This window comes from Allorhizobium sp. GW101-3B10 (genome assembly GCF_059424725.1).
Genome location: NZ_JBWKZR010000001.1, coordinates 2809335 through 2831909, shown reverse-complemented (window position 1 = coordinate 2831909; position 22575 = coordinate 2809335). Strand labels below are relative to the sequence as shown.

The window sequence follows — 22575 nt, the reverse complement described above, 5'->3', positions numbered from 1 at the left end:
TGCGGCACCGGTCGGCACGGTCATTTTTCACCGCGCCTTGTGGTCGCCGGGAAAATGCCCTTGAATGCCAGGGCGATCGCAGAAGGGGAGAGGTTTCATGGACGACACAGAACGCGTCGAGGTGACGAACATCCGTGTGCCCTATCGCGACATCGACATGACCGGCCGGCTGCACAATGCCGCCTATCTCGCCTATGCCGAAACCGCGCTCTCCCATTTCTGGCGCTACCGTCCGCCGCTGGAAGACGAACCGTTTTTCCATGCCACCAAGATCGAACTGCGCCTGCACGAGGCGCTGCGGCTCGACGACGAGGCGCGGCTCACCGTGCGCATCGACAAGATCGGTGGCAAGTCGATCGGCTTCAACGTGGCGATCGAGAGGGACAAGACGCTCTGCGCCGAGGTCGAGATTATCTGGGTGGCCAACGACCGGGAGACCGCCGACCCGGTGGGGCTGCCGGAGGATATCCGCGACTGGCTGTATGGCTATCTGAAATAGGCATGGGGATTGGGCCATGGCAGCCCGAACGACCGGCGGACCGGATGCGTCCGGGGCGTCGTCCAAATGGGTGCGGCTATGGAAGTAATGCTTGCGGCCGCGGACAGCCAGGCTGCCGCGGACGCGGGGATCGATCAAAGGCTGATGCGACGGCCTTCCTTGTCGGACGACTTGCGGTCTGCGCCGTGCCTGTCGATGATGGCCTTGGCATCCTCGACGGAGATGCGATGCTTCTTGGCGAACTGAACGGGCTCGTAGGGCAGGTTCTTCGTCGAATCGTTGGTCTTGATCTCGGACATGAAATGTCTCCTGTTGTATGGGCCGCGGCGGGATACCGGGGCCATGGGATGCGATGAGGGTGAGAGGAAGGGATGCGCAGATCGTCTTGCGCTGCCCTGCGGGCCGTCATGCGGCCTGGTTGGCCGGTATCCGGTCTGGCAAGGGCCGGTCAGTATTTGTTGCGGCGCACGACCTTGTTGCCGCGTGGTCCGGTCTTGACCGGCGTTCGGCTGCGGCTTTCCTCGATCAGGTTGCGCCACCGTCCCAGCCGGTCGGCGTCGAGCTGGCCTGAGGCGACCGCAGCCTGCACCGCACAGCCCGGTTCGTGGACATGGGTGCAGTCGCGGAACCGGCATTGCTCCGCAAGGTCAGAAATGTCACCGAACAGCGTGTCGATGCCGTCGGTCACGTCGCTGACATAGAGCGTCCTGATCCCCGGCGTGTCGATCACCCAGCCCCCGCCGGCAATGGCATGCAGCGAGCGGGCCGTGGTCGTGTGTCGTCCCTGGGCGTCATGTTCGCGGATCGTGCCGGTCTTCTGGACCTCTCCGGCCTCTGACGCGGCCAGGGTGTTGACCAGCGTCGATTTGCCGACCCCGGAGGAGCCGACCAGCGCCACGGTCTGCCCGGCGCCGCACCACGGCTTCAGGATGTCGATCGCGTCCGCCGAGCGGGCGTTCAGGATGACCACCGGCAAATCCCGTTGCAGTGCTACGGCCTGGCGAAAATAGTCCTCCGCATCGGCGGTCGTGTCCGCCTTGGTGAGCACGATCACCGGCGAGGTTCCCGCCTGGTGGGCCATGATCAGATAGCGTTCCAGCCGGCCTGGGTTGAAGTCGGCATTGCAGGATGTCGTGATGAACAGCGTGTCGACATTGGCTGCCGCCAGCTGCTGTCCGTTGCGCGCTTCGGTGTGCCGTTGAAGCAGGGTCTTTCGATCGAGACGGCGCACCAGCATGTCGGTCTTGGGATCGGCCAGAACCCAGTCGCCGACGGCAAAGTCGGCGGTATTGGCATTGGCCGCAAGTTCGAGCCCGACCGGTCCGTTTGCATCGATCGCTTCGAGGCGGGCCCGGTGAACCGAGGCAATGCGCCGGGGTGCAAGACGGGCCTCGCCCGGCTCCACCTGAGCGGCAAAGAAATCCGACCAGCCGAGCTGCTCCAGCGATGAAGGCGTGTCCGACCCGCTCAAGGTTTGATCCGCGTTCTGGCAAGGTTGGTCATCGGTCAGCTTTCCGTCGGATGGAGAAGATGCGGTGGTCGCCTGGCGATCTTGGCGCGACCACCATGCAACTGCTGCCCGTCGAACATCCGGCATATTTGCCGCGCCGCAGAAGTCAGGCGCGGTCAAAGGTGAAGGACGTCAACAGGCTGGTCACGAAGTTGCTGGCTTTTTCCTTCACCAGAACCTCCGTCCACTCGTTTGTACCGCGAAGCATCAGGCCGGTATAGATGCTGTCGACGGCCGCCTCTTCAATTCGCTTGATATGCGCCTTGAACTCGGCCTCGCTGCCGGTCCTGTAGATGTCGCGCACGACGATCCGCAGGATTTCCTGGATGGCGATCTGCCAGGCGGTGGTGGTCGCCTGGAGTTCCTTTTCCGCTGCTGTCATGGATCGCTCCGATCGCGCGGCTCGGACCATGTCGGCCGGCGACAATCTTGCCCGGACAACCCTCAGACGAACCGAAAAGCATAAAAAAAGGCCAGGTAATTTGCCTGACCTCGCTTGGTAACTTGGCTTTCGACAGTGCCAGTACATCCGTGGTCAAAGGAAAGCCGTTACCGATTATACGGCCTGCAGGTTGCAGGCAGACATCTTGCCCGACTTGCTGTCGCGCTCCATGTCGTAGCCGATCTTCTGGCCTTCGACGATTTCGCGCATTCCGGCGCGTTCGACGGCCGAGATGTGAACGAAGGCGTCCTGGCCGCCGTCGTCAGGCTGAATGAAGCCGAAGCCCTTGGTGGAATTGAACCATTTAACTGTGCCAGTGGTCATGATGAACCCTTTCATAGCATATTGAATGACCACAGCGCTGATGCGCCGCGGATGGTGATAGCGATTTTTGAAAGGAAGGTTCGTTCAGGGCGCGGTGCCAGACGCGCGGTAACCAAAGCTCAGCAAGCAAATCTCGATAAGCTTCATATAGAGAGCCCCGCCCGGCTTGTCAACTTTTAGTTTATGAACCTTGTTGTATTCGAATTTTGGTTGTACCTCGCCCGGGATGCAATCGCGCTGAAACGCCCGGCCGGGCGACCCGCTTCAGAAGCTCCCCGGCGGGTTCTCGTCGCAGTCGTAGAGCACGCCTTCCGGCCTGGCTCCGCCCATGGTGCAGAAGATGCCGCCCCAGTGATAGCCGGTGCCGGAGGCGGTCTTGACCTTGAACCACTGGTAGTCGTCGGTCCAGATACCGGTCGCCTCGATCAGTTCGATCGGCTGGCCGAGCTTGATGCTGGCCTTCTTCTTCGAATCCATGCTTGGGCCCGAGCGCAGGATGCCGCCATAGGAAAGCGCCGAGAGATCCTCGATCGGGGTGGCGGCCTGCGCGTCGGCGGGGGCCGCACCCTCGGCCGCGGCGGAATCGTTTTCCGCCTCGAACATGCTCTGCACGTCGCCGTGGCAGCGCTCCGGAATCCTGCTCCATTGGGCGTCGTCGGAGAAGCACTGCATCACCGGCGTCTTGCCGCAGAGCTCTTCGACCGCCTGCATACAGGCCTCGTCATAGCCCTGCGCAAGAGACGGGGTGGACAGGCCGCCGCCGAGGAACAGGGGGACGAGGGCGAGGAGAAAAGTCGGTGTCTGACGCATGAAGGCCCCGGGACGCTGGATGCGGCAGGCATCGTGCCGGCCGCGATGGAGGCCCATGCTAACGGAGCGCGTATCAGAAGCACGGGCCATTTTGGGGAATTGTCGCACAGTGCTCCACGGGGGCCGACTGGATGGTCGCCATTGTGTAGTGCGTGATCTTGACGTTCGCGTTATCACCTCCCACCAATTGGAAAGCGAGAGCGGGGGAGGACCAGCGAATGGGCGGGAGACTACAGGGAGCTTTCTGTGTGTCGATCATGATGGCCGCGGGCGCCGCTGCAGCAGAATGGCGGCCCTACGAAAATCCTCGTTTTGGTACCTACGCCGAGGTGCCGGCGAGTTTCGCGTCCGAACCGCCCCCGGAAAACGGTGACGGCCAACGTTTCAGCACCCCGACCGGCGGAACGATCGCCGTTTACGGTTCATTCGACTTCAACGGCGGCGGGCTCGCGGTCTACCGGGCCTTCCTCATCGAGACCCTGAAGGGCGAAGGCTGGAGCCTGACCTATATGCCATCTGGCGCCGGCTGGTTTGTGCTTTCCGGGGTGCGCGGTGCCGAAATCCTTTACCATCGCGGCGAACAACCGCTCGGTTGTGGTGGCGATCTTTTTCATCATATCGAGTTTCGTTATCCGGCGCGCGACAAGGCGCTCTGGGCGCCATTCGTCGAGCACGGTGCGGCCTCGCTCGACGGGCCCTGTGGCTAGCCGTATTGACGGGCGGTCGCCGAAAAGAAGACGCCCGGTTCATCACCGGGCGTTCTGTTTCAATATTCAACTAGGCTCCGGCCCCGGTCACCCGCCAGATGACGTCGCCGACATCGTCCGCGACCAGCAGCGATCCGTCCGGGCCGATCGTGACGCCGACCGGGCGGCCGTAGGAATATTTCTCGTCCGGGGCGAGGAAGTCGGTGAGGATGTCGCGCGGCGGGCCGGACGGGCGGCCGTTCTCGAAGGGCACGAAGATGACCTTGTAGCCGGCGAGGTTGGAGCGGTTCCACGAGCCGTGCTGGCCGATGACCATGCCGTCGGGGAAGCCGGGCAGCGTGCCGGCGGGCAGCCAGCAGAGGCCGAGCGAAGCCGTGTGGCCGCCGAGCGCATAGTCGGGGCGGATGGCGGTCGCGACCTTGGCCGGGTCCTGCGGCACGCGGTCGTCAACCGTCTTGCCCCAGTAGCAGAACGGCCAGCCGTAGAACCCGCCGTCCTTGACCGAGGTGAGATAGTCGGGTGGCGTCTCGTCGCCGAGCCCGTCGCGCTCGTTGACCACGGTGAAGAGGTCGCCGGTCGTCGGCTCGAAGGCGAGGCCCACGGGATTGCGCAGGCCGCCGGCGAAGATTCGTTGCGTTTCGGTCTCGAGGTCCACCTCGTAGATGCAGGCGCGGCCTTCCTCCTGGTCCATGACGTCTTCGCCGATATTGCTGAGCGAGCCGACACCGACATAGAGCTTCTTCCCGTCGCGGCTCGGCAGGATGCTGCGCGTCCAGTGACCGGCCGGCTTGTAGTCGGCGATCTTGCGACCCTGTGCCTGGATCTTCGTTGCGCCCTCGGCATAGGGAAAGGCCATGATGCCGTCGGTATTGCCGACATAGAAGGTGCCGTCGAGCATCGCCATGCCGAAGGGATGGTTGAGCCCCTCCATGAAGGTGTGGCGCACTTCCGCCACCCCGTCGCCGTCGGCATCGCGCAGCAGCGTGATGCGGTTCGGGCTGTTGCCGACCGCCGCCGCGCGCTTCATCGTCGAATACATGGCGTAGTCGAACGGGGTCCTGATCCGCCCGCCGTCGACGCCGAGCGCCTCGGCCGTCAGCACGTCGCCGTTCGGCAGCACATGGATCCAGCGCGGATGCTTGAGGCCTTTGGCAAAGGCATTGACCTTGAGGCCGGGGGCGGCGGTCGGCGCGTGGCCGTCCTCCCAGCCCTTGGCGGTCGGCATTTTGAGCGTCGGGATGCGCTGCGGCTTTGCTTCCGGAATGATCGGTGCGCCGCCGAGAGCCGGCTTTTCCGGGCTCTTGCCCCAGCGCCGCATCAGGATCATCGCCGCGCCGATCATGGCGACAAGGCGAGCGAAAAGGGCGGTCATGTCAGTCTCCTTCAGAGTTTCGCCGGAACCATAGCCGAAGCCCGAAGCGCTTGGAACTGATGACCGGCAAAATCAGCGCAGATCCTCGATCAGCTCCGGATGCCGGTCGAGCAACCGCAGCAGCTGGCTGGTCGGCCCGCTCGGCTCGATCATACCGCGCTCATATTTGTCGAAGGCACTTTCACCGACCTTCAGCAGCGTCCCGGCCTCCCGTTGCGAAAGCCCGAGCTTTTTTCTCAGTCGACGGATCGTCTTCGGCGAAGGGATGCCGTCGATCTTTTCCTTCAGGCTGCGCAAGGCTTCGTCTGCGACGGCCATGTCGTCACCGACGTGCACGCAGTCACCCTCGCCCTCGGGATAATAGCCGGGAAGGTCGACAGTCAGGGTTTCACCCTTGTAGCGAAGCTCGAACGGGCGACTGTCGCGCCGCAGGATCGCTCCCGTCTCGGGCGAGGTCATCGTATCCGGCAGTGTCCGCGCGGTGGAGGTCATGGTCATTTCTCCTTAAACGACATCACGGTGAATTCGGTGACGACGTCGGCCTGGAATTTCACGTAAAGCAGAAGATCGGCCGCCGGCACGTGATAGACGTCCTGCCAGACCCTGTGGTCGGCGAATGTCGTCATCGACTTTTAGAACATGCGCCCTTCGATGGTTGAGATCGTCGCCACGATGCCGCTTCTGTCAAAGCCGAGCGCCATCGCGTCCCGCAGCGCCGACGAGGTGATCGCCAACGAGCTGACGGAGCCGAGCGCAGCCTTGATCGCCGCGAGATCATAGGTCGAGCGTAACTTTTCCACGGAGAAAGGATGCCACCATTAAGGTGTCATTTCAAGGGCGTGTATTGCCGTGATGTGATGCGGATCTCACCGTCCCCGATAGACGAACGGCCCGGGTTCGGTCTCGCCGTCCTCTTCGGCTGCGGCCGCAAGGCTCGCGTGGAGCGGCGAGCGGATGCAGACCGGGTCGGTGGCGGCAGCGTCGCCGGCAAGCGCCATGGCCTGGCAGCGGCAGCCGCCGAAGTCGATATGCTTTCGCTCGCAGCTGCGACAGGGCTCGGCCATCCAGTCGTCGCCGCGATAGGCGTTGAAGGCCGCCCCCTCGAGCCAGATCTCGGCAAGCGGCGTCGCGCGGACATTGTCGAAGGTAAGCCCCGGTATGGTCTCGGCCGCATGGCAGGGCAAGACGCGCCCCGCCGGATTGACGTTGAGCCCCGTGCGGCCCCAGCCGCCCATGCAGGCCTTCGGATAGCGCGAATGGTGGTCGGCCGGCACATAGTCGATCACCAGCGTTCCGGCGAGCCGCTTCCGCGCTTCCGCGACGAAGGCGGTGGTCGCTTCCACCTGCGCCCGCGTCGGCATGAGCGAGGCCCGGTTGCGCTCGGCCCAGCCGTGGAACTGCACGGTGGCGATCTCGATTCGCCGCGCACCGAGCTCGATGGCAAGCCCCACCATGTCCTCGATTTCGTCCATGTTCTGCTTGTGGCAGACCGCATTGACGGTAAGCGGAATGCCGGCCGCATGGGTCCAGCCGGCCACCGCGATCTTGCGGGCATAGCCGCCCGCATAGCCGCCGACCAGATCGGCCTTTTCCGGCGTGACCCCTTGGATCGACAATTGCAGATGGTCGAGCCCGGCCTCCGAAAGCTCCTGGATGCGTGCTTCGGTCAGCCCGACACCCGACGTGATGAGATTGGTGTAGAGGCCGAAGCCGGAGGCGGCCCTGGTCAGCGCCACCAGATCGCGGCGCGAGGCGGGTTCGCCGCCGGAGAGATGCAGGTGCAGCACGCCGAGATCGGCCGCCTGGCGGAAGACCTCGATCCATTCCTCGGTCGAAAGCTCTTCCGAGGCGCGGGAAAGCTCCAGCGGGTTCGAGCAATAGGGACAGGCGAGCGGACAGCGATGGGTGAGTTCCGCCAGCATGGCGATCGGCGGTGGCGGACGCTGGGCGGCGAAACGCACGGGCGAGGGGTGTTCGTTCATCGGACGATCTCCAGCAGGCGCCGGTCGGAAAACTCGCGGATGAAGGCGATGACGTCGGCGAGCACCTGATCCTGCGGCGCCTCGAACTGACGGGCAAAATCCTCAGCGATTGTATCGAGGTCGCGGGTGCCGTCCAGCGCCTTGACGATGGCAACCGCGATCTCGTCGAGTGCCAGTGCCCGTTCGGGTGCGAGCAGGACCGTCTGGCCGCGCACCGGGTCCTCGCGCAGCCGCACGCCGCGCGCCAGCCGGGCCACGGTTGCGCCGGTGACCGCGACGCCGGTGCCGCCGGCCTCGGCGGTTTGTACTGAGCTCTCGCCAGCGCTTGGGGCCGTCCCTTTGCCGCTCATTCCGCCGCCCCGCGCAAGGGGTTCTCGTCGAGCGCGCCGGTCACGCCCTCGCGCCCGTCCCAGCCGCCTGGCGGAAGGCGCGCCGGCGCCACATAGGCCGAATGCAGCGTATCGAGCTGCGACCACAGCACATCGGTCTTGAAGGTGAGCGCGGCGGCCGCCGCATCCTGCTTCTCCAGCGTATCGGCATGGTCGAGCACGAAGGCGAGGCCGAACTTGACGTCCTGCGGTGCCTCGTTCAGCCGCTGGCGGAAATAGGAGAGCGCGCTGTCGTCGGCGAAGGCATAGTGCTTGAGCAGCCCGGCAATGCGGTTCTCGTGGATCGCCGGGGCGAAGAGTTCGGTGAGCGACGAGGCGACCGCTTCAAGCAGCGGCTTTTCGCGGACGAAATGCACATAGGCATCGACGGCAAAGCGCGTGCCCGGCAGCACGCCGCGAGTCGAGGCGACGAAATCCGGATCGAGCCCGACCGCCTCGGCAAGCTTCAGCCAACGGCGGATGCCGCCGCCCTCGCTCACCCCGCCGTCATGATCCTCGATGCGGCTGCGCCAGATGCGACGCAAGTGCGGATCCTCGCAGCGCGACAGGAAGGCCGCGTCCTTCATCGGGATGCGGCTCTGATAGTAGTAGCGGTTGATCACCCAGGCGCGCACCTGGATCATCGAACAGCCGCCGCCATGCAGCATCTGGTGAAACGGATGCTTGTCGTGATAGCGCGACGCCCCGATCGCCCGCAGGCGTGCCTCGAATTGTTCTCTGTCAGGAGTGGGCAACAAGGATGACCTCCATTCCGTCATGGCCGATTTCGAAACCCTGCGCCTCGACCTGATCGCGCTCCGGCCCGGCGCGCCAGATCGGGTTCGTATTGTTGATGTGGACGAAGACCTTGCGGCCGATCGACAGGGGCGAAAGCGCCGCGAGGCTTCCGCCCTCGCCATTGATCGGCATGTGCCCCATGCGTCGTCCGGTCTTGCCGCCGACGCCGGCGACGATCATCTCGTCGTCCTCGAACACGGTGCCGTCGAAGAAGACGAGGTCGGCATTCTCGAGCCTCTGCGAAAGCGTTGCCGGCATCGAGCCGCAGCCGGGAATGTAATAGGCGCGCTTGTCGCCGATCCTGAATTCGACGCCGACGGTGTCGTCGGTTTCCTGTCCGAGCTTCAGGTCTGCCCCTTCGAGATAGAGCGGCACCTTGCCGGGCACGGCGAACAACCGGATATCGAGGCCGTCAAGCGGCGAAAACGACGTGTCGAGGCCGACGGTCCGCTGCTGCACGAGCGCGGGATCGAGCACCTGGAAGACCGGGTTCTGCCCGAGCGTCTCCATCAGCGCCGCTGTGGCAAAAAGCGTGAAGCTCTGCTTTTCCCGCAGCGTCAGGAGCCCGGTGATATGGTCGATGTCGCCATTGGTGACGACCACGCTTCTGATCGGGCTGTCGCGTAGTGCGTGCGGATGAAGGCAGGCATTGTGCTCGATCTGGGCGCGGATGTCGGGCGAGGCGTTGAACACGACCCACCGTTCGCCGTCCGGGCTGACCGCCAGCGACGATTGCGTCTGGGGTTTGAGGCCCGACGCCGGATCACGCGCCGCGCGACAGTTCGGGCAACCGCAGTTCCACTGGGGCAGGCCTCCGCCGGCCGCGGCACCGAGCACGAGGAAACGAACTTGCGCCATCGCCTCGTGCCCCGTCACCGTTCAATCAGAACAGCACAGGCTCGTCGCCGTCCGCAGGGGCGTAACGGTTGATTTCCATGCCGCAGCTGACCTCGACGAATTTAGGGGCATTCCATTTCATGGTACTTCCTCCCAAGGTTGAAGAGCGCGCTTGTCGTCCTTTGCAAGAGCAAAACGCCGATTTTCCGACGGGTCGGAAGGCTGCCGGCTGGACACTCCTCCAAGCCTTGCGATCTTAGGGGCGCGGGTCCGACGCCCGCAATACAGCGAAACGTATCGGTTTTGGGCACGTGCCGGCCGCATGTCACCGGGTGGCGCCGACAGGCCAGATCCCGCTCGCGCCGTTCGCCGATTTCGCTATGATCCGGTGTCAGGCGCGCATCGGCTTTGCTGCCGCTGGTGATGGTGCACGGCAGGGGGCGGCCAAACGGCCGGGATCGCATGGCTTCGAGAATGCTGAAGACGGTATTGGTCGCGCTTGCGGCTCTGGTCGCGGGATATCTCGCGGCCCTCGGTGTCGGGCTGGTCGCCTTCGACGTTTTCGAGGTGTCGCAGCGGGAGGGGGCCGCCGCCATGGGGCTGGCCTTCGTCATCGGCCCCGCCGTGGCGATCGCCTGCGCCCTCGCGGGGGCAATCTGGTACTGGATCTTTCCGGAAGGCGGAACCCGCAGATACGGGCGCCGCGCGGATCGGCGGTTCGCCTGGCATGGGCCGCAGCCGCTGCTCTCGGCGGCTGGCTCGCCGGCCTCTTCCTGCAATGGATGCTGGAAGGCCGGTCCTACGAGACCTTTGTCGTCGCGCTCTCCGTTTCGCTGGCGCCGTGGCTCGGCGCGCTGGGCCTTGCCGCCGCAACATGGTTCCTGCTGCGGCGGCGAGAGAGCTGACTGTCGGACGTTGCCGGGACGCTATCCCTCAGGCGCGCTCGGGCAGCAGCGGATAGCCCACCATCACGGCGCGGCCGGCAAGGCTGGCGATCACGGCCTTCAACAGGTCGCCCGGGATGAAGGCCATCGAGCCGAGGAAGGCCTTCTGAAGGCCAAGGCCGGCGCCGAAGGCGAGATAGCCGATGCCGAAGACATAGAGAACGACGACGCCGCCAAGTGCTGCCGCGGCGAAGAAGCCGAGCGTCTGGCGGACGGCGGACAGACCCGGGCGGGCGAAGCGCTCGGCGATTAGGCCGGTGACGAAGGCCGCCGGCACCCAGCCGATCAGGAAGCCGACGGTCGGCCCGGCAAAGACGGCAAGGCCGCCGCGGCCGCCAGACAGCACCGGCAGGCCGATCGCCACAAGCAGGATGACCAGCACGGCGGCGAGCGCACCGCGCCTGGCGCCGAGAATGACGCCGGCCAGCATGACACCGAGCGACTGCGCGGTGATCGGCACGGGAATGAAGCCGAGCGTGATCGGCGGAACGAAGCCGAGTGCGACGATGATCGCGGCAAACAGCGAGATGAGTACGAGGTCACGAGTCTGCATGATGTCTCCCTTGGATCTGTCGGGCAAGGCCATCAAGCGGCCTTGTGAAAGCGACAGATGTGAAACCGGAATTCTCCCCAACGGAAAATGTCACTGCCCGCGAATGCCCCGGGCGTCAATGGCCTCGGCGATATTATCCGCATCCTTGAGGGTGGCGATGATCAGCGGCCCGAGCATGGTGGTGATCTTCGGGCGGATGCCGCGCGCCCGGTGCGCCTCGCGGATCGCTTCGTAGCGGGACAGGATTTCCGGCACGAACCGCACCACCAGCCCGACCGAGAGGCCGATGTCCGAGGCCTTGACGAGGCCGATCCGCTCGAGCGGCGCGGCGGCCCTGGTGATCGTCTCGATGAAGGCCGAGACCGTGGTCGTCGCGGTCACGGCCGCCCCCAGCAGCATCAGCGTCGAAAGGCGAAGCACGGTGACCATCGCCTCCTCGGCGCTGGTCAGCAGCAGATGGAACAGCCCGACGATGGCGATGGTGAGGAAGACGGGCTTCAGCGGCGACAGCGCCGCGCGCAGCGGCTGGCCGAGCGTGAAATAGAGCATAGCCGCGGCGACCAGCACCGGCACCAGCAGGCGCGGATCGCGCGTCAGGAAGATCAGCACGGCAATCAGCGCCAGCCCGGCGATCTTCACCGCCGGTTTCGTCCGGTGCATCAGGCTGTCGCCGGCGACATGCAGGCTTCTCATGAAAGCGCGACCTCCCGGTAGCGGGCGATGGCCTGGCCGGCCTCGCCGTCGAAGGCGAGATGCCCCTGATGGAAGACCAGCACGCGTTCGAAATCGGCGATCAGGTCGAGATCGTGGCTGATGACGAGCGCCTGCTGCGCGAGCCCCTCGATCGCGGCCTTCACCATGGCGCGGTTCTTGAGGTCCAGCTGGTTGGTCGGCTCGTCGAAGATCACCAGCTCCGGCTCGGTGACCACCACCGCGGCGAGCGCCGCCAGCTGCAATTCGCCGCCGGACAGCTCGTGCGGCCGCCGGCCGGCGAGCTGGGTTATGCCGAAGCGGTCCAGCACCGCATCGACCGCCCGGTCGAGCGCGCCGCCCTTCAGCCCCCGGCTCTTCGGTCCAAACGCGATGTCGTCGCGGATGATCGGCAGGATGATCTGGTTGGCCGGGTTCTGGAAGATGAAACCCGCCTTGGACAGCACCGCCCTGTCGTCCTTCACCGTGTCGAGCCCGTCGAGCGAAACCGTGCCGGCCGACGGCTTGATGAGCCCGTTGATCAGCCGCGCAAACGTCGTCTTGCCCGACCCGTTGAGCCCGATCACGCCGATGCGGCGCTCGCTAAGCGCGACGCTCAGCGGATGGAGCGCCACCGCGGTGCCATAACGCACCTCTGCCCGGTCGAATGTGATCTGCAAGTCTGAAAGTCCCCGCCGATGTTCTGGCGTCTCTATAGACCGGGGGAGGGGCGAGGGGAATACGGGTCGGCCTTGGCGCGGGCTTGCCCCTCATCCGCCTGCCGGCACCTTCTCCCCGCAGGCGGGGAGAAGGGACAAGCGGCACCGTCGGGCACGTCCCCTCTCCCCGCGTGCGGGGAGAGGGTTAGGGTGAGGGGCAGTTCTCCATCCGCCCCCGCCCTTCGAGGGTCGCTGACGCTCCCGCCTCAGGGTGAGGGCTACCGTTGTGCCGCTGGTTCCCTCGGACGGCGGCGCTCAAGGGTTGCCCCTCATCCGCCTGCCGGCACCTTCTCCCCGTTTTGACGGGGAGAAGGGACAAGCGGTACCGTCGAGCACGTCCCCTCTCCCCGCTTGCGGGGAGAGGGTTAGGGTGAGGGGCAATTCTCCGTGCGCGACGAGCAGGTCAAGGGTTTGAGGGCGATCCTCCATCCGCCCCCGCCCTTCGAGGGTCGCTGACGCTCCCGCCTCAGGGTGAGGGCTACCCTTGTGCCGCTGGCGCCACCAGGCAGCCGCCCCGTCTCATCTGTCGCCCATCTGCACCGCCACCCCGACCTGCCCGTCGCTCGTTGGCGCGGCCACCCCGATCGCCCCTCATGCTGAGGTGCCCGAGCACAGCGAGGGCCTCGAAGCATCCGGCCGCAGACTCAACCCGCATTCCACCCCATTGAACATAACATGAACATCCTTTACCCTCCCTCCCATGGCGATTCCTCTCTCCAACACTCAGGCGCGAAAAATCTTCCTCGAGCGGCAGGGGCTGTCCCGCCCGCCGCATCGGACGCTCGGCAAGGCCGGGCTCTACGACTTGATCCACGATCTCGGCTTCGTCCAGGTCGACAGCATCGCGACCGTCGAGCGCGCCCATCACCAGATCCTCTTTTCCCGCAACCAGACCTACCGGCCGGAACACCTGACCGCGCTTCTGGAAAAAGACCGCACGCTGTTCGAGCACTGGACGCACGACGCCTCGATCATCCCGTCCGCCTTCTTTCCCTACTGGAAGCACCGTTTCGTGCGGCGCGAGGCCCGCATCCTGGAAAACTGGGCGAAATGGCAGGGCGAGAGCTTCGACCAGGCCTTCGACGAGACCTATGAAAAGATCCGCGAGCGCGGCCCGATCATGGCGCGCGAGGTGAAAGCCGAGGACCACAAGTCGGGCGGCTGGTGGAACTGGCATCCGTCGAAGACCGCGCTCGAATTCCTCTGGCACACCGGCAAGCTGGCGATCGCCGGCCGCGACAATTTCCAGAAGGTCTACGACCTCAGTGAGCGCGTCATCCCGCCCGAACATTTTGCCGCCGAGGTCGATCCCGACGCCTTCATCGACTGGGCCTGCAGGCAGGCGTTGACGCGGCTCGGCTTCGCCACCCATGGCGAAATCGCCGCCTTCTTCGATCTGGTCACCCCGCAGGAGGCGAAGGCCTGGGTGGAGGACCACCGCGACGAGCTGGAGGACGTCTTGATCGAGACGGTCGACGGCAAGCCGCGCGCCTCCTTCGCACTTGCCGAAAGCCTGCCCGCGCTGCTCGACCCGCCCGAGCCGCCGGCCCGCATCCGCACTTTGAGCCCCTTCGACCCGCTGATCCGCGACCGCAACCGCACCGAACGCCTGTTCGGCTTCTTCTACCGCATCGAAATCTTCGTCCCCGAGCCGAAGCGCGAATACGGCTACTACGTCTTCCCGCTGCTCGAATCCGACCGCCTGATCGGCCGCATCGACATGAAGGCCGACCGCAAGGCGGGCATGCTCGACGTGAAACGGCTCTGGCTGGAAAAGGGTGTCAAACCGTCGGCCGGACGGCTGGAGCGGCTGGAGGCGGAGCTGGTCAGGCTGGCAAAATTCGCCGGCGTGGAGCGGGTGGAATATCGCGACGGCTGGCTGGGGTGAGAAGAGGAATGGAAATGTCGGAAAAAGACAACAGCGACTACCGCATCGAGGCTCAGGTGCCGGGCATCGAGGATTACTTGCGCCTGCGTCGGGTGGCGGGCCTCAGTCCCTTCTCCCGGCAAGCGGCCGAAAGGGGCTTGCCGAACTCGGTCTTCGGCGTCTGCCTGATGCGGGGCGAGGAGGTGGTCGGCATGGGCCGGATCATCGGCGACGGCGGCTGCTTCTTCCAGTTGACGGACATCGCCATCGAGCCCGCCCATCAGGGCAGGGGACTGGCAAAGTGGATCATGCAGGCGCTCACGGATTTCATCAAGACGCTGCCGAAGTCTGCCTATGTCAGCCTGATCGCCGACGTGCCGGCGAACCACCTCTATGCCCAGTTCGGTTTCGACGAGACCGCGCCCCGCTCCGTCGGCATGGCTCGCCAGGTGGTGTGAACCCACTGGCCGTCTTTATTGGAAGGTCACGGGGGGGTGGGGCATCAAACCGTCTGCCTGGCGGCTCGAAAAACTGTAAGCTGAACTCGCCCGCTTCGTGGTCGTGGAAACGGTGGGTGCTGAGGGGGGGCTGGCTGGGGCGAGTGAGGGTGCCCTGTGCTCGGCCGCTTTGCGCCAGAAGCGGTCATTGCTGATGTCACTCCTCGAACCCGCCACAGCTACAATAGAGCTGCCCGACCGGGAAAAGTCGTCACGCCGGAACACATAAACAGGACAAGTGGGATCAGCCATACCTTTGATTATGGGTGGCAAGGACGGATCGCAAGCTATGAAATCCGCTTCGGCCGAACCGCGCCCTGGCTCAGGAGCGCCAACGGGATACAGTTCAACTGGCTCGCTGACCGGAAAATCATGTCGACTTATTCCTTCATCAATTGCGCAATCGTCTTTCCCATGGCATCAGCGATCTGTGTGAAAGGGGTCAGTTCGGACATGTCCTTTTCCCGCCAGAGCATGATGACTGCCAACAGATCATCCCCGATTTTCATATACATACGACAATGCCCAAACTCTTGGTCAGGTGGGCAGCCGTAGGGATGTCCTTGGCTTTTCTGGAGAAGCGTGATCCGAGGTGATAATAATTCTCCTGATAACGTGACCGCCTCGCTTGCCTCTTTCAGATGAAGCATCTCCATCGCGAAGCCCAGATCAGAACGGTGGATGATTTGTATCCAGCTTACATGTGCGTTCTTCGCCGGCGAAGCCACGGCATATCGACAAAGAGGAACATCAACTCCCGACGCACACGCCTTGTCGATCGTCAACGCCAATTCGAATATCTGCAGGCCTGTCTCGGCGTTCGCCATGGAATGCAGGCGGCTACGATTTTCCGCGTCGAGATGGGCCTTTTCTGTCGATAAATGAAATTCGTTCTTATGATCGGCGGTTTGGACGCCCAGGCCGCGCACCAACGGCACTTGCAGGCGAGCGCCTCCGATGGCTGCGGAGACCCACTCTATCTTCTCTGGTTTGGAATGCTGATCTCCTGCAAGCCCGGAGATGGCCATCAGGAGCCACAACAAGAATCCCATGATACAGGCTGAAAATTTTTGCACCTATTGCTCCCTATCAACAGCAGATGCCCGGTTTACCACGAAATCCGTCCACGAGACGGCAAAAGTCGGGCCGCCGCCAACGTGTGCAGGAATGATACCCAATCGGGGTTCTAGATCGCGGATCGCCCATATATCCTCAATTGCAGACCGTAACTGTTGATTTGCGCTGAAAACTGGCTCTGACTCACATTTGCTGCTGTTTGGGGCGACGCTTTCGCTGATTCACCGGAGGATCAGCAATGCGACATCGGTTCCAGCGCACGAGCCTCGCGCCGCCTGGCTTTGCAGTAGACGAAGTGATGGTTGTTGGGGAATGCGTTCAAGTTCGGCTCCGATCACGCTATCCCTCAGGGTCTTGTCCGGACTGCGGACGACCAAGCCGGAGGGTGCAAAGCAGATATCTGCGACGGCCAGCTGATCTTCCCCTCTGCGGCCGGCGAGTAGAATTGACGATCGTGGCGCGTCGGTTCTGGTGCGATGCAGTTCTTTGCGGACGGCGCATCTTCTGCGAGCAGTTTGATAGCGGCGTCTTGGCTCGGTATGGCCGGCGCACCCAGCGGCTAGAGACAATTGTTCACCACCTCGGCTTGGCGCTGGGCGGAAGACCTGCTGCCGGCTTTGCCAATCGTTTGATGGTTCCGGTGAGCAACGACACGCTGCTGCGGGTGGTTCGCCGCCGCATTGCTGACCAGAACGATGAACTCACCGTCATAGGCATTGATGACTTTGCCTTCAGGCGCGGCCAGACCTATGGAACGATCGTTTGTGATCTAGAGCGGCGGAGGCCTGTCACCCTGTTGCCGGATCGTGCGCTGGATACGTCTCGGAGATGGCTTGCCGAGCATCCGTCGATATCGATCGTCGCTCGCGATCGAGGCGGTGGCTATGGTGAGGCCATAGCGAAGGCCTTGCCCAATGCCGAGCAGGTCGCCGATCGCTGGCACCTGATGGAGAATTCCAGCCGGGCCTTCCTCGATGCAGTCGGCAAGTCGATGCGCCAGATCAGGCAGGCGGTCGGCAGCAATGTCGTTGACCCGAAGCTTTTAACCTACGCTGAAAAACTGCAGTACGAGGGATATCTGCGCCGCCAGGAAACAAACGAGGCGATCCGGGAGATGTCGAAGAAGGGAACTTCAATTCGACAAATAGTCCGGCAAACCGGCCATAGTCGGAAGATTGTCCGCGACGTTCTGAGGGGCCAGCGCCTCGATGTCTTCCGGACACGGCCCAGCTCATTGGATAGCTGGCTGCCGTGGCTCAACGGCCGCTGGGACGAAGGCGTGCGGAACGCCTTGGCGCTCTGGCGGGAGATGAAAGCGAAAGGCTTTCCGGGACAGAGCGGTGTCGTCTCCCAATGGGCTCAGCGGCGCCGTCTTGCGGAGAAAGCCAACCAGAGCGGGCTTGCGCGAACGCCATCGGCCCGGGTCATTGCCCGGTTGATGACAACCGCGCGCGATGACTTGGCGAAACCTGAAGCGATCCTGGTTGCGGCTATCGAAGTGAACGTTCCGGAACTGATAGTCGCCCGTGCGGCCATCGGCGAGTTCCAATCCATGATCCGTTCGAAAACAGCGCGAAAGCTGGATGAATGGGTTGAAGCTGCCAAGAACAGCCTGGTCGGATCGTTTGCCGGTGGCGTTGCGAAAGATCTCGACGCCGTGCGAAACGCAATTCTCTCACCTTGGTCGAACGGACAGACGGAAGGTCAGGTCACACGATTGAAGCTTATCAAACGCCAAATGTATGGGCGAGCCAAACTTGATCTGCTGCAGGCCCGATTGATCGGTGCAGCGTAAGCTCCGACGCCAGCAAAAGTGCGTCAGAGCCGAAAACTGACCCGGGACCAGCTCAGTTCCGCGTGGAAACCAATATGCGCCAAAAGGAGACATTCGACCTGGAAGCTGAGTGCAGAATGCCCCCGTCCAGCTATTCTGGTGACCTTGACTGTCTGAACGTATAGAAATTACAAAGGCGAGTGTGCTTACGCGCGCAGCATATAGTTTATCTCTTTTTCCAGTGAGGCCCCGATGCGCCGAGTCCCTTCTCAAGAAACCCAGAACGGAAATTTTGAGAAGATGATTCGATATGCGTATTTTGAATCTGGGCATTCTCGCCCATGTGGATGCAGGAAAAACTAGCCTTACCGAGCGACTGCTTTTCGATACCGGCGCGATTGCGAAACTTGGCAGCGTCGACGGCGGCAATACCCAGACCGATAGCCTTGAGCTCGAGCGGCAGCGTGGCATCACGATTGCTGCGGCCGTCGTGGCGTTTCGGATCGGCGATCTCTCCGTCAATCTGATCGACACGCCTGGACATCCGGATTTCATTGCCGAAGTCGAGCGGGTGATGAGAATGCTCGACGCGGCGATCGTCGTCGTTTCGGCTGTCGAAGGCGTGCAGGCACAAACCCGCGTTTTGGTGCGGGCATTACAGCGGCTCGGCATCCCGTTCCTGTTTTTCGTCAATAAGATCGATCGGGCGGGTGCCCGTTATTACGAGCTGCTTACCGAACTCGAGAGCAAGCTCGGAAACCGGCCTCTTGCAATGTCCTCTGTGCGGGATGCCGGCGGCAAGCATGCGGTCGTTACACCGGTCGATCTCACTTGCGATCCCGGCCTTTCGGCTATCAGCGAGGCGCTGTCTGCCAATGATGAAGCCTTACTCTATGATTATGTTCTGGCTCCCGACAGGATCAGCGGCGACCGGCTTCGATCCGCGCTTGCGGCTCAGGTGGCTGGTGGCCTGCTGCACCCTGCCTATTGCGGGATCGCGATGACGGGCGAAGGCGTTACCGATCTGATCGGCGCCATAGAGCATCTGCTGCCGAGCCGAACGCCGGATGCGGCGGCGCCCCTTGCAGGCAACATATTCAAGATCGAGCGAGGATGGGGTGGCGAGAAGATCGCCTATCTCAACCTGACAGCCGGCTCGCTTCTGGAGCGTAGCCAGATCGAATTGCCGGGTGGTGTCGGCAAGGTCACGCGCATTCAGGTCTTTGACGACGGTGCGCTGAAGAAACAGGCCGAGGCTCGCGCAGGCCAGATCGTCAAGGTCAGCGGCCTCAGCGTAGCAAGAATCGGAGATCAGTTCGGCACGGCTGCCCTGCGTCTGCTCGCACCGCAGTTTGCCGCTCCAACGCTGGAAACGCGCATCCTCTCCGGCAAACCGTCGCAGAACGGAGAGCTTTGGACCGCTCTGCAGCAATTGTCCGAGCAAGACCCGCTGATCAACCTCCGAACCAATGCCAATGCAAGCGAGATATTTCTTTCGCTTTATGGCGAGGTGCAGAAGGAAGTGATCCAAGCAACGTTGCTGCATGATTTCGGTGTAGATGCGGTATTTGAGGAGAGCACCGTCATTCATGCCGAGCGGCCGATCGGTGTCGGAGAAGCAATCGAAGTCATCTTCAAGGAGCCAAATCCATTCCTGGCCACTGTCGGCCTGCGTATCGAGCCCAGTTCCGAAGGGTCAGGCAATACATTTGCTCTGGAAGTCGATGTCGGGCAGATGCCGGCGAGTTTTTACCGTGCCGTCGAGGCAGCGGTGTCAGAAACGCTGAAGGCAGGTCTCTACGGCTGGCCAGTGATCGATTGCCATGTGGCGGTCACCGCGCTGAAGCATAGTTCGCCTTCGAGCACGGCAGTCGATTTTCGATCCCTGACGCCGCTTGTTCTGGCTCGCGCTCTTGTCGCTGCAGACACGGTCGTCTGTGAACCGTTCGAGCGATTTCAGATCGAGGTTCCGCTTGCCGTGCTTCCGACACTGCATGTGCTTTTGTCGAAATCGGGTGGCGCGGTGCGGGCAACCGAGATCGATAGCGGTGTCGCTCGGCTGGAAGGAGTGATCCCTTCAACCAAGGTACAAAACATCCGCCAGCAACTGCCGGGGCTTTCCAGTGGTGCAGGCATCATGGAAACAGTCTTCGATCACCATGCTGCGCTGGCGGGAACGCCGCCGATGCGGCGCCGTATGAGTGCCAATCCGTTCGACCGTTCGGAATACCTGGCACGACTACGGTGAGGCGCGGCTGCTGGCTGGCAATCCGATGACCACAAATGAGGGAGGCATCGATAAACGGTGCCTTCTTTGTATCAACTGAACTCGGCTATCAGAGGCTTTCTCTCCGGTTAGGGCCGATAGCAGATCCGCGCAAAACTCAATTCATCGAAACGTCACACGCCCCCCATCACCCCCGCATCGCCCTCTCGACCGCCGCAAACACCCGCGGATCGCTCGACTGCGCCACATTGAACCGCAGAAACCGCGTCGCCGTCTGCGAGACGCTGAAGACATTGCCGGGGGCGAGCACGATCTTGTCGGCGAGCGCGCGGCGCGCGACGTCGGCGGCGTCGAGGCCGTCCGGCAGCTGGCACCAGAGGAACATGCCGCCGCGCGGTTCGAGCCAGGGTTTGAGGCCGAGCGCTTGAAGCTTCTTGTTGGTCTCGCCCGTGGCGCGCGACAGGCGGTCGCGTAAGGTCGCGATGTGCTTGCGATAGGTCCCGTCCTTCAGGATGTTCAGCACCAGTTCGGCGGAGACGGGATTGCCGCCGAAACTCGTGGCGATCTTCAGGTCGATCAGCCCTTCGATCCAGTCGGGACGGGCGGCGATGAAGCCGCAGCGCGCCGCCGCCGACAGCGTCTTGGAAAAGCTGCCGATATGGATCACCCGGTCCAGCCCGTCGAAGGCCGAAAGCCGCGGCGCCGGCTCGGGCTCGAAATCGGCAAAGATATCGTCCTCGATGATGGTGAGGCCGGATTGTTCGGCGAGCTTGAGCAGCCGGTGGGCGGTCGCCGGCGAAAGCGTAGCACCTGTCGGGTTGTGCAGCGCCGAATTGGTGATGTAAAGGCGCGGCCGGTGTTCGGCAAGCGCTGCGGCAAACAGCGTGATGTCCGGGCCGGTCGCCGTATAGGGCACGCCGACGACCTTGACGCGGTGGGCACGCAGCAGCGCCAGGAAGTTGAAATAGCACGGGTCGTCGACCAGCACGGTGTCGCCCGGCTCGATCAGGAAGCGGCAGAGCAGGTCGATCGCCTGCGTGCCCGATTCCGTCAGCATGATCTGGTCGGGCGCGGCCTGGATGCCGCGCTCGGCCATGCGCCGCGACAGGAGCTGGCGGAGCGGCGGCAGGCCGAGCGGCGAGCCGTAGTCGGCCAGCACCGTGTCGTCGGCCCGGGTCAGCTGGCGCAGCGACCGGCGCAGCTCGTCTTGCGGCATCCAGGCCGCCGGCAGCCAGCCGCAGCCGGGCGTCAGCGTGTCCGCGCCGGCTTCGAGCGACTGGCGCGACACCCAGAAGGGGTCGACGGCGCGATCGAGCCTGGGGCCGATCTCGGCCAGCACCAGCGGCGGCAGGTGGCCCGCGACATAGAAGCCGGAGCCCGGCCGCGACTGGATCAGCCCCTCGGCGGCCAGCCGGTCATAGGCCTCGACCACGGTCGAGGTGGAGACCGCCATGACCTTGGCAAAGCCGCGGATCGACGGCAGCCTTGCCCCCGGCGCCAGCGTGCGCCCGCCGATCCTCTGGCGGATGGCGCCCATGACGCGGCCGACGCGCGTGCCGTCCTCGCCGTCGATGGCAGTCTTGTCCAGCATCTGTACTGCTCTCGTGACCATTACAGTTCGGCAAAACTGTAATGCACTGTCTCTGAGAAATCCATCCGCGATTGCCTATCCTTGGGGCCAATCGACGAGGATGGATTTGATGGACAAGACGACAAGCGGCTGGATCAACGGTTTTCTCGGCGTGCTGATCTTCAGCGGCTCGCTCCCCGCGACGCGGGTGGCGGTGGCCGATTTCGATCCGGTGTTCCTGACCGTGGCGCGCGCCGCCATTGCCGGCGCGCTGGCGCTCGGCCTGCTGCTGCTGTTCCGGCAGAAATGGCCGAAGCCGGGCGAGATGGTGTCACTGGCCGTCGTCGCGCTGGGCGTCGTCGTCGGCTTTCCGCTCTTGACCGCGCTGGCGCTCAAGCACGTCACCTCGGCGCATTCGATCGTCTTCGTCGGGCTCCTGCCGCTCGCCACCGCCAGCTTCGCGGTCTTGCGCGGCGGCGAGCGGCCAAGGCCGGCCTTCTGGCTGTTTTCCGGCCTCGGCAGCCTGCTGGTCGCCGGATTCGCCCTGCTGCAGGGCGTGACGGCTTCCCCGGTCGGCGACCTGCTGATGCTCGGCGCCATCATCGTCTGCGGGCTGGGCTATGCCGAGGGTGCCAAGCTTTCCCGCACGCTCGGCGGCTGGCAGGTCATTTCCTGGGCGCTCGTGCTCTCCCTGCCGGTCATGGTGGTGCTGGCGCTCGCCACCATGCCTTCATCCTTTGCCGGAACCGGCCAGCCGGCCTGGCTCGGCCTTGCCTATGTCTCGGTGTTCAGCATGCTGATTGGCTTCGTCTTCTGGTATCGCGGCCTTGCCCAGGGCGGCATCGCCGCGGTCGGCCAGCTGCAGCTGCTGCAGCCCTTCTTCGGCCTGGTGCTGGCGGCCGGTCTGCTCGGCGAGGCGGTGAGCGGGTCGATGGTCGCGGTCACCGCCGCCGTGGTGGCCTGCGTCGCAGGGGCAAAGCGCTTCGCTCGATAAGCTTCCGCGGCGCG

The 22575-nt window shown here is 63.8% G+C and carries 24 protein-coding genes and 1 pseudogene; 7 read left to right on the top strand and 18 right to left on the bottom strand.

The genetic code is table 11. From position 1 onward, the window contains the following. The first annotated feature begins 97 nt into the window (after positions 1-97). Positions 98-499: an acyl-CoA thioesterase gene (locus AC07Y0_RS14230; protein WP_498678301.1), complete on the top strand. Its 402-nt coding sequence runs from the start codon at positions 98-100 to the stop codon at positions 497-499. A gap of 134 nt (positions 500-633) precedes the next feature. Here AC07Y0_RS14230 and AC07Y0_RS14225 read toward each other — a convergent pair whose 3' ends face one another. The 5 genes from AC07Y0_RS14225 to AC07Y0_RS14205 form a co-directional block, all read right to left on the bottom strand. After that, positions 634-798, bottom strand: coding sequence for a hypothetical protein (locus AC07Y0_RS14225; RefSeq protein WP_498678297.1), 165 nt, complete (start codon positions 796-798; stop codon positions 634-636). A 149-nt stretch (positions 799-947) separates the two neighbouring features. Continuing rightward, entirely contained in the window at positions 948-1970 is a 1023-nt protein-coding gene (rsgA, locus tag AC07Y0_RS14220) for a ribosome small subunit-dependent GTPase A (RefSeq protein WP_498678295.1), read from the bottom strand. A gap of 145 nt (positions 1971-2115) precedes the next feature. Continuing rightward, entirely contained in the window at positions 2116-2391 is a 276-nt protein-coding gene (locus AC07Y0_RS14215; protein WP_028736876.1) for a hypothetical protein, read from the bottom strand. A 174-nt stretch (positions 2392-2565) separates the two neighbouring features. Next, the gene (locus tag AC07Y0_RS14210; RefSeq protein WP_028736877.1) at positions 2566-2775 is read right to left on the bottom strand and encodes a cold-shock protein; all 210 of its coding nucleotides are present in this window, start codon (positions 2773-2775) and stop codon (positions 2566-2568) included. 264 nt (positions 2776-3039) lie between these two features. Further along, complete coding sequence (locus AC07Y0_RS14205; RefSeq protein ID WP_498678293.1) at positions 3040-3585, bottom strand: SH3 domain-containing protein; 546 nt, start codon at positions 3583-3585, stop codon at positions 3040-3042. 248 nt (positions 3586-3833) lie between these two features. Between AC07Y0_RS14205 and AC07Y0_RS14200 the strand changes: the two genes are divergently transcribed. Beyond that, the gene (locus tag AC07Y0_RS14200) at positions 3834-4292 is read left to right on the top strand and encodes a hypothetical protein (RefSeq protein WP_498678292.1); all 459 of its coding nucleotides are present in this window, start codon (positions 3834-3836) and stop codon (positions 4290-4292) included. Positions 4293-4362: 70 nt separating this feature from the next. Here AC07Y0_RS14200 and AC07Y0_RS14195 read toward each other — a convergent pair whose 3' ends face one another. The 11 genes and pseudogenes from AC07Y0_RS14195 to AC07Y0_RS14145 form a co-directional block, all read right to left on the bottom strand. Next, positions 4363-5664 carry a PQQ-dependent sugar dehydrogenase gene (locus tag AC07Y0_RS14195; RefSeq protein WP_498678290.1) on the bottom strand — a complete coding sequence of 434 codons (1302 nt, stop codon included), beginning with the start codon at positions 5662-5664 and terminating at the stop codon, positions 4363-4365. Positions 5665-5736: 72 nt separating this feature from the next. Continuing rightward, positions 5737-6156 carry a type II toxin-antitoxin system MqsA family antitoxin gene (locus tag AC07Y0_RS14190; RefSeq protein ID WP_498678286.1) on the bottom strand — a complete coding sequence of 140 codons (420 nt, stop codon included), beginning with the start codon at positions 6154-6156 and terminating at the stop codon, positions 5737-5739. A 2-nt stretch (positions 6157-6158) separates the two neighbouring features. Continuing rightward, a pseudogene (locus tag AC07Y0_RS14185) lies at positions 6159-6464 on the bottom strand (type II toxin-antitoxin system MqsR family toxin). 66 nt (positions 6465-6530) lie between these two features. Continuing rightward, entirely contained in the window at positions 6531-7646 is a 1116-nt protein-coding gene (gene pqqE / locus AC07Y0_RS14180) for a pyrroloquinoline quinone biosynthesis protein PqqE (protein WP_498678284.1), read from the bottom strand. After that, the gene (gene pqqD / locus AC07Y0_RS14175; RefSeq protein ID WP_498678282.1) at positions 7643-7996 is read right to left on the bottom strand and encodes a pyrroloquinoline quinone biosynthesis peptide chaperone PqqD; all 354 of its coding nucleotides are present in this window, start codon (positions 7994-7996) and stop codon (positions 7643-7645) included. Before pqqD ends, pqqE begins: the two co-directional genes overlap by 4 nt. Then, entirely contained in the window at positions 7993-8793 is an 801-nt protein-coding gene (gene pqqC, locus AC07Y0_RS14170) for a pyrroloquinoline-quinone synthase PqqC (RefSeq protein WP_498678281.1), read from the bottom strand. The genes pqqD and pqqC overlap by 4 nt, the downstream gene beginning before the upstream one ends. Beyond that, positions 8756-9670 carry a pyrroloquinoline quinone biosynthesis protein PqqB gene (pqqB, locus tag AC07Y0_RS14165; protein WP_498678279.1) on the bottom strand — a complete coding sequence of 305 codons (915 nt, stop codon included), beginning with the start codon at positions 9668-9670 and terminating at the stop codon, positions 8756-8758. The genes pqqC and pqqB overlap by 38 nt, the downstream gene beginning before the upstream one ends. Positions 9671-9695: 25 nt before the next feature. Beyond that, positions 9696-9791: a pyrroloquinoline quinone precursor peptide PqqA gene (gene pqqA / locus AC07Y0_RS14160; RefSeq protein WP_028736886.1), complete on the bottom strand. Its 96-nt coding sequence runs from the start codon at positions 9789-9791 to the stop codon at positions 9696-9698. Positions 9792-10582: 791 nt separating this feature from the next. After that, positions 10583-11146, bottom strand: coding sequence for a biotin transporter BioY (locus AC07Y0_RS14155; protein ID WP_498678278.1), 564 nt, complete (start codon positions 11144-11146; stop codon positions 10583-10585). Positions 11147-11236: 90 nt separating this feature from the next. Continuing rightward, positions 11237-11839, bottom strand: a complete 603-nt coding sequence (locus AC07Y0_RS14150) for an energy-coupling factor transporter transmembrane component T family protein (RefSeq protein WP_498678276.1) — start codon at positions 11837-11839, stop codon at positions 11237-11239. Further along, positions 11836-12516, bottom strand: a complete 681-nt coding sequence (locus tag AC07Y0_RS14145) for an energy-coupling factor ABC transporter ATP-binding protein (protein ID WP_498678275.1) — start codon at positions 12514-12516, stop codon at positions 11836-11838. The genes AC07Y0_RS14150 and AC07Y0_RS14145 overlap by 4 nt, the downstream gene beginning before the upstream one ends. Before the next feature lie 739 nt (positions 12517-13255). Here AC07Y0_RS14145 and AC07Y0_RS14140 point away from each other — a divergent pair. Next, positions 13256-14443 carry a winged helix-turn-helix domain-containing protein gene (locus AC07Y0_RS14140; protein ID WP_498678273.1) on the top strand — a complete coding sequence of 396 codons (1188 nt, stop codon included), beginning with the start codon at positions 13256-13258 and terminating at the stop codon, positions 14441-14443. A gap of 14 nt (positions 14444-14457) precedes the next feature. Next, complete coding sequence (locus AC07Y0_RS14135) at positions 14458-14880, top strand: GNAT family N-acetyltransferase (RefSeq protein WP_498678271.1); 423 nt, start codon at positions 14458-14460, stop codon at positions 14878-14880. 419 nt (positions 14881-15299) lie between these two features. Here AC07Y0_RS14135 and AC07Y0_RS14130 read toward each other — a convergent pair whose 3' ends face one another. Then, entirely contained in the window at positions 15300-15995 is a 696-nt protein-coding gene (locus tag AC07Y0_RS14130; RefSeq protein ID WP_498678270.1) for a hypothetical protein, read from the bottom strand. A 239-nt stretch (positions 15996-16234) separates the two neighbouring features. On the opposite strand from AC07Y0_RS14130, the gene AC07Y0_RS14125 reads away from it, so the two are divergent. Both AC07Y0_RS14125 and AC07Y0_RS14120 read left to right on the top strand, forming a co-directional pair. After that, the gene (locus AC07Y0_RS14125; protein WP_498678269.1) at positions 16235-17791 is read left to right on the top strand and encodes an ISL3 family transposase; all 1557 of its coding nucleotides are present in this window, start codon (positions 16235-16237) and stop codon (positions 17789-17791) included. 289 nt (positions 17792-18080) lie between these two features. After that, positions 18081-20018 carry a GTP-binding protein gene (locus tag AC07Y0_RS14120; protein ID WP_498678267.1) on the top strand — a complete coding sequence of 646 codons (1938 nt, stop codon included), beginning with the start codon at positions 18081-18083 and terminating at the stop codon, positions 20016-20018. A gap of 166 nt (positions 20019-20184) precedes the next feature. Here the strand turns inward: AC07Y0_RS14120 and AC07Y0_RS14115 are convergent, their stop codons facing one another. Further along, entirely contained in the window at positions 20185-21609 is a 1425-nt protein-coding gene (locus AC07Y0_RS14115; RefSeq protein ID WP_498678263.1) for an aminotransferase-like domain-containing protein, read from the bottom strand. Between the two features lie 88 nt (positions 21610-21697). On the opposite strand from AC07Y0_RS14115, the gene AC07Y0_RS14110 reads away from it, so the two are divergent. Then, complete coding sequence (locus tag AC07Y0_RS14110) at positions 21698-22561, top strand: DMT family transporter (RefSeq protein WP_498678261.1); 864 nt, start codon at positions 21698-21700, stop codon at positions 22559-22561. The last annotated feature ends 14 nt before the right edge of the window (positions 22562-22575 follow it).

Excerpts from the sequence above, each read along its gene's own strand:
- AC07Y0_RS14230 (WP_498678301.1), top strand. The coding sequence starts at position 98 with ATGGACGACACAGAACGCGTCGAGGTGACGAACATCCGTGTGCCCTAT.
- AC07Y0_RS14225 (WP_498678297.1), bottom strand. The coding sequence starts at position 798 with ATGTCCGAGATCAAGACCAACGATTCGACGAAGAACCTGCCCTACGAG.
- AC07Y0_RS14215 (WP_028736876.1), bottom strand. The coding sequence starts at position 2,391 with ATGACAGCAGCGGAAAAGGAACTCCAGGCGACCACCACCGCCTGGCAG.
- AC07Y0_RS14210 (WP_028736877.1), bottom strand. The coding sequence starts at position 2,775 with ATGACCACTGGCACAGTTAAATGGTTCAATTCCACCAAGGGCTTCGGC.
- AC07Y0_RS14205 (WP_498678293.1), bottom strand. The coding sequence starts at position 3,585 with ATGCGTCAGACACCGACTTTTCTCCTCGCCCTCGTCCCCCTGTTCCTC.
- AC07Y0_RS14195 (WP_498678290.1), bottom strand. The coding sequence starts at position 5,664 with ATGACCGCCCTTTTCGCTCGCCTTGTCGCCATGATCGGCGCGGCGATG.
- AC07Y0_RS14190 (WP_498678286.1), bottom strand. The coding sequence starts at position 6,156 with ATGACCTCCACCGCGCGGACACTGCCGGATACGATGACCTCGCCCGAG.
- pqqE (WP_498678284.1), bottom strand. The coding sequence starts at position 7,646 with ATGAACGAACACCCCTCGCCCGTGCGTTTCGCCGCCCAGCGTCCGCCA.
- pqqD (WP_498678282.1), bottom strand. The coding sequence starts at position 7,996 with ATGAGCGGCAAAGGGACGGCCCCAAGCGCTGGCGAGAGCTCAGTACAA.
- pqqC (WP_498678281.1), bottom strand. The coding sequence starts at position 8,793 with ATGACGGAATGGAGGTCATCCTTGTTGCCCACTCCTGACAGAGAACAA.
- pqqB (WP_498678279.1), bottom strand. The coding sequence starts at position 9,670 with ATGGCGCAAGTTCGTTTCCTCGTGCTCGGTGCCGCGGCCGGCGGAGGC.
- pqqA (WP_028736886.1), bottom strand. The coding sequence starts at position 9,791 with ATGAAATGGAATGCCCCTAAATTCGTCGAGGTCAGCTGCGGCATGGAA.
- AC07Y0_RS14155 (WP_498678278.1), bottom strand. The coding sequence starts at position 11,146 with ATGCAGACTCGTGACCTCGTACTCATCTCGCTGTTTGCCGCGATCATC.
- AC07Y0_RS14150 (WP_498678276.1), bottom strand. The coding sequence starts at position 11,839 with ATGAGAAGCCTGCATGTCGCCGGCGACAGCCTGATGCACCGGACGAAA.
- AC07Y0_RS14140 (WP_498678273.1), top strand. The coding sequence starts at position 13,256 with ATGGCGATTCCTCTCTCCAACACTCAGGCGCGAAAAATCTTCCTCGAG.
- AC07Y0_RS14135 (WP_498678271.1), top strand. The coding sequence starts at position 14,458 with ATGTCGGAAAAAGACAACAGCGACTACCGCATCGAGGCTCAGGTGCCG.
- AC07Y0_RS14125 (WP_498678269.1), top strand. The coding sequence starts at position 16,235 with ATGCGACATCGGTTCCAGCGCACGAGCCTCGCGCCGCCTGGCTTTGCA.
- AC07Y0_RS14120 (WP_498678267.1), top strand. The coding sequence starts at position 18,081 with ATGCGTATTTTGAATCTGGGCATTCTCGCCCATGTGGATGCAGGAAAA.
- AC07Y0_RS14115 (WP_498678263.1), bottom strand. The coding sequence starts at position 21,609 with ATGGTCACGAGAGCAGTACAGATGCTGGACAAGACTGCCATCGACGGC.
- AC07Y0_RS14110 (WP_498678261.1), top strand. The coding sequence starts at position 21,698 with ATGGACAAGACGACAAGCGGCTGGATCAACGGTTTTCTCGGCGTGCTG.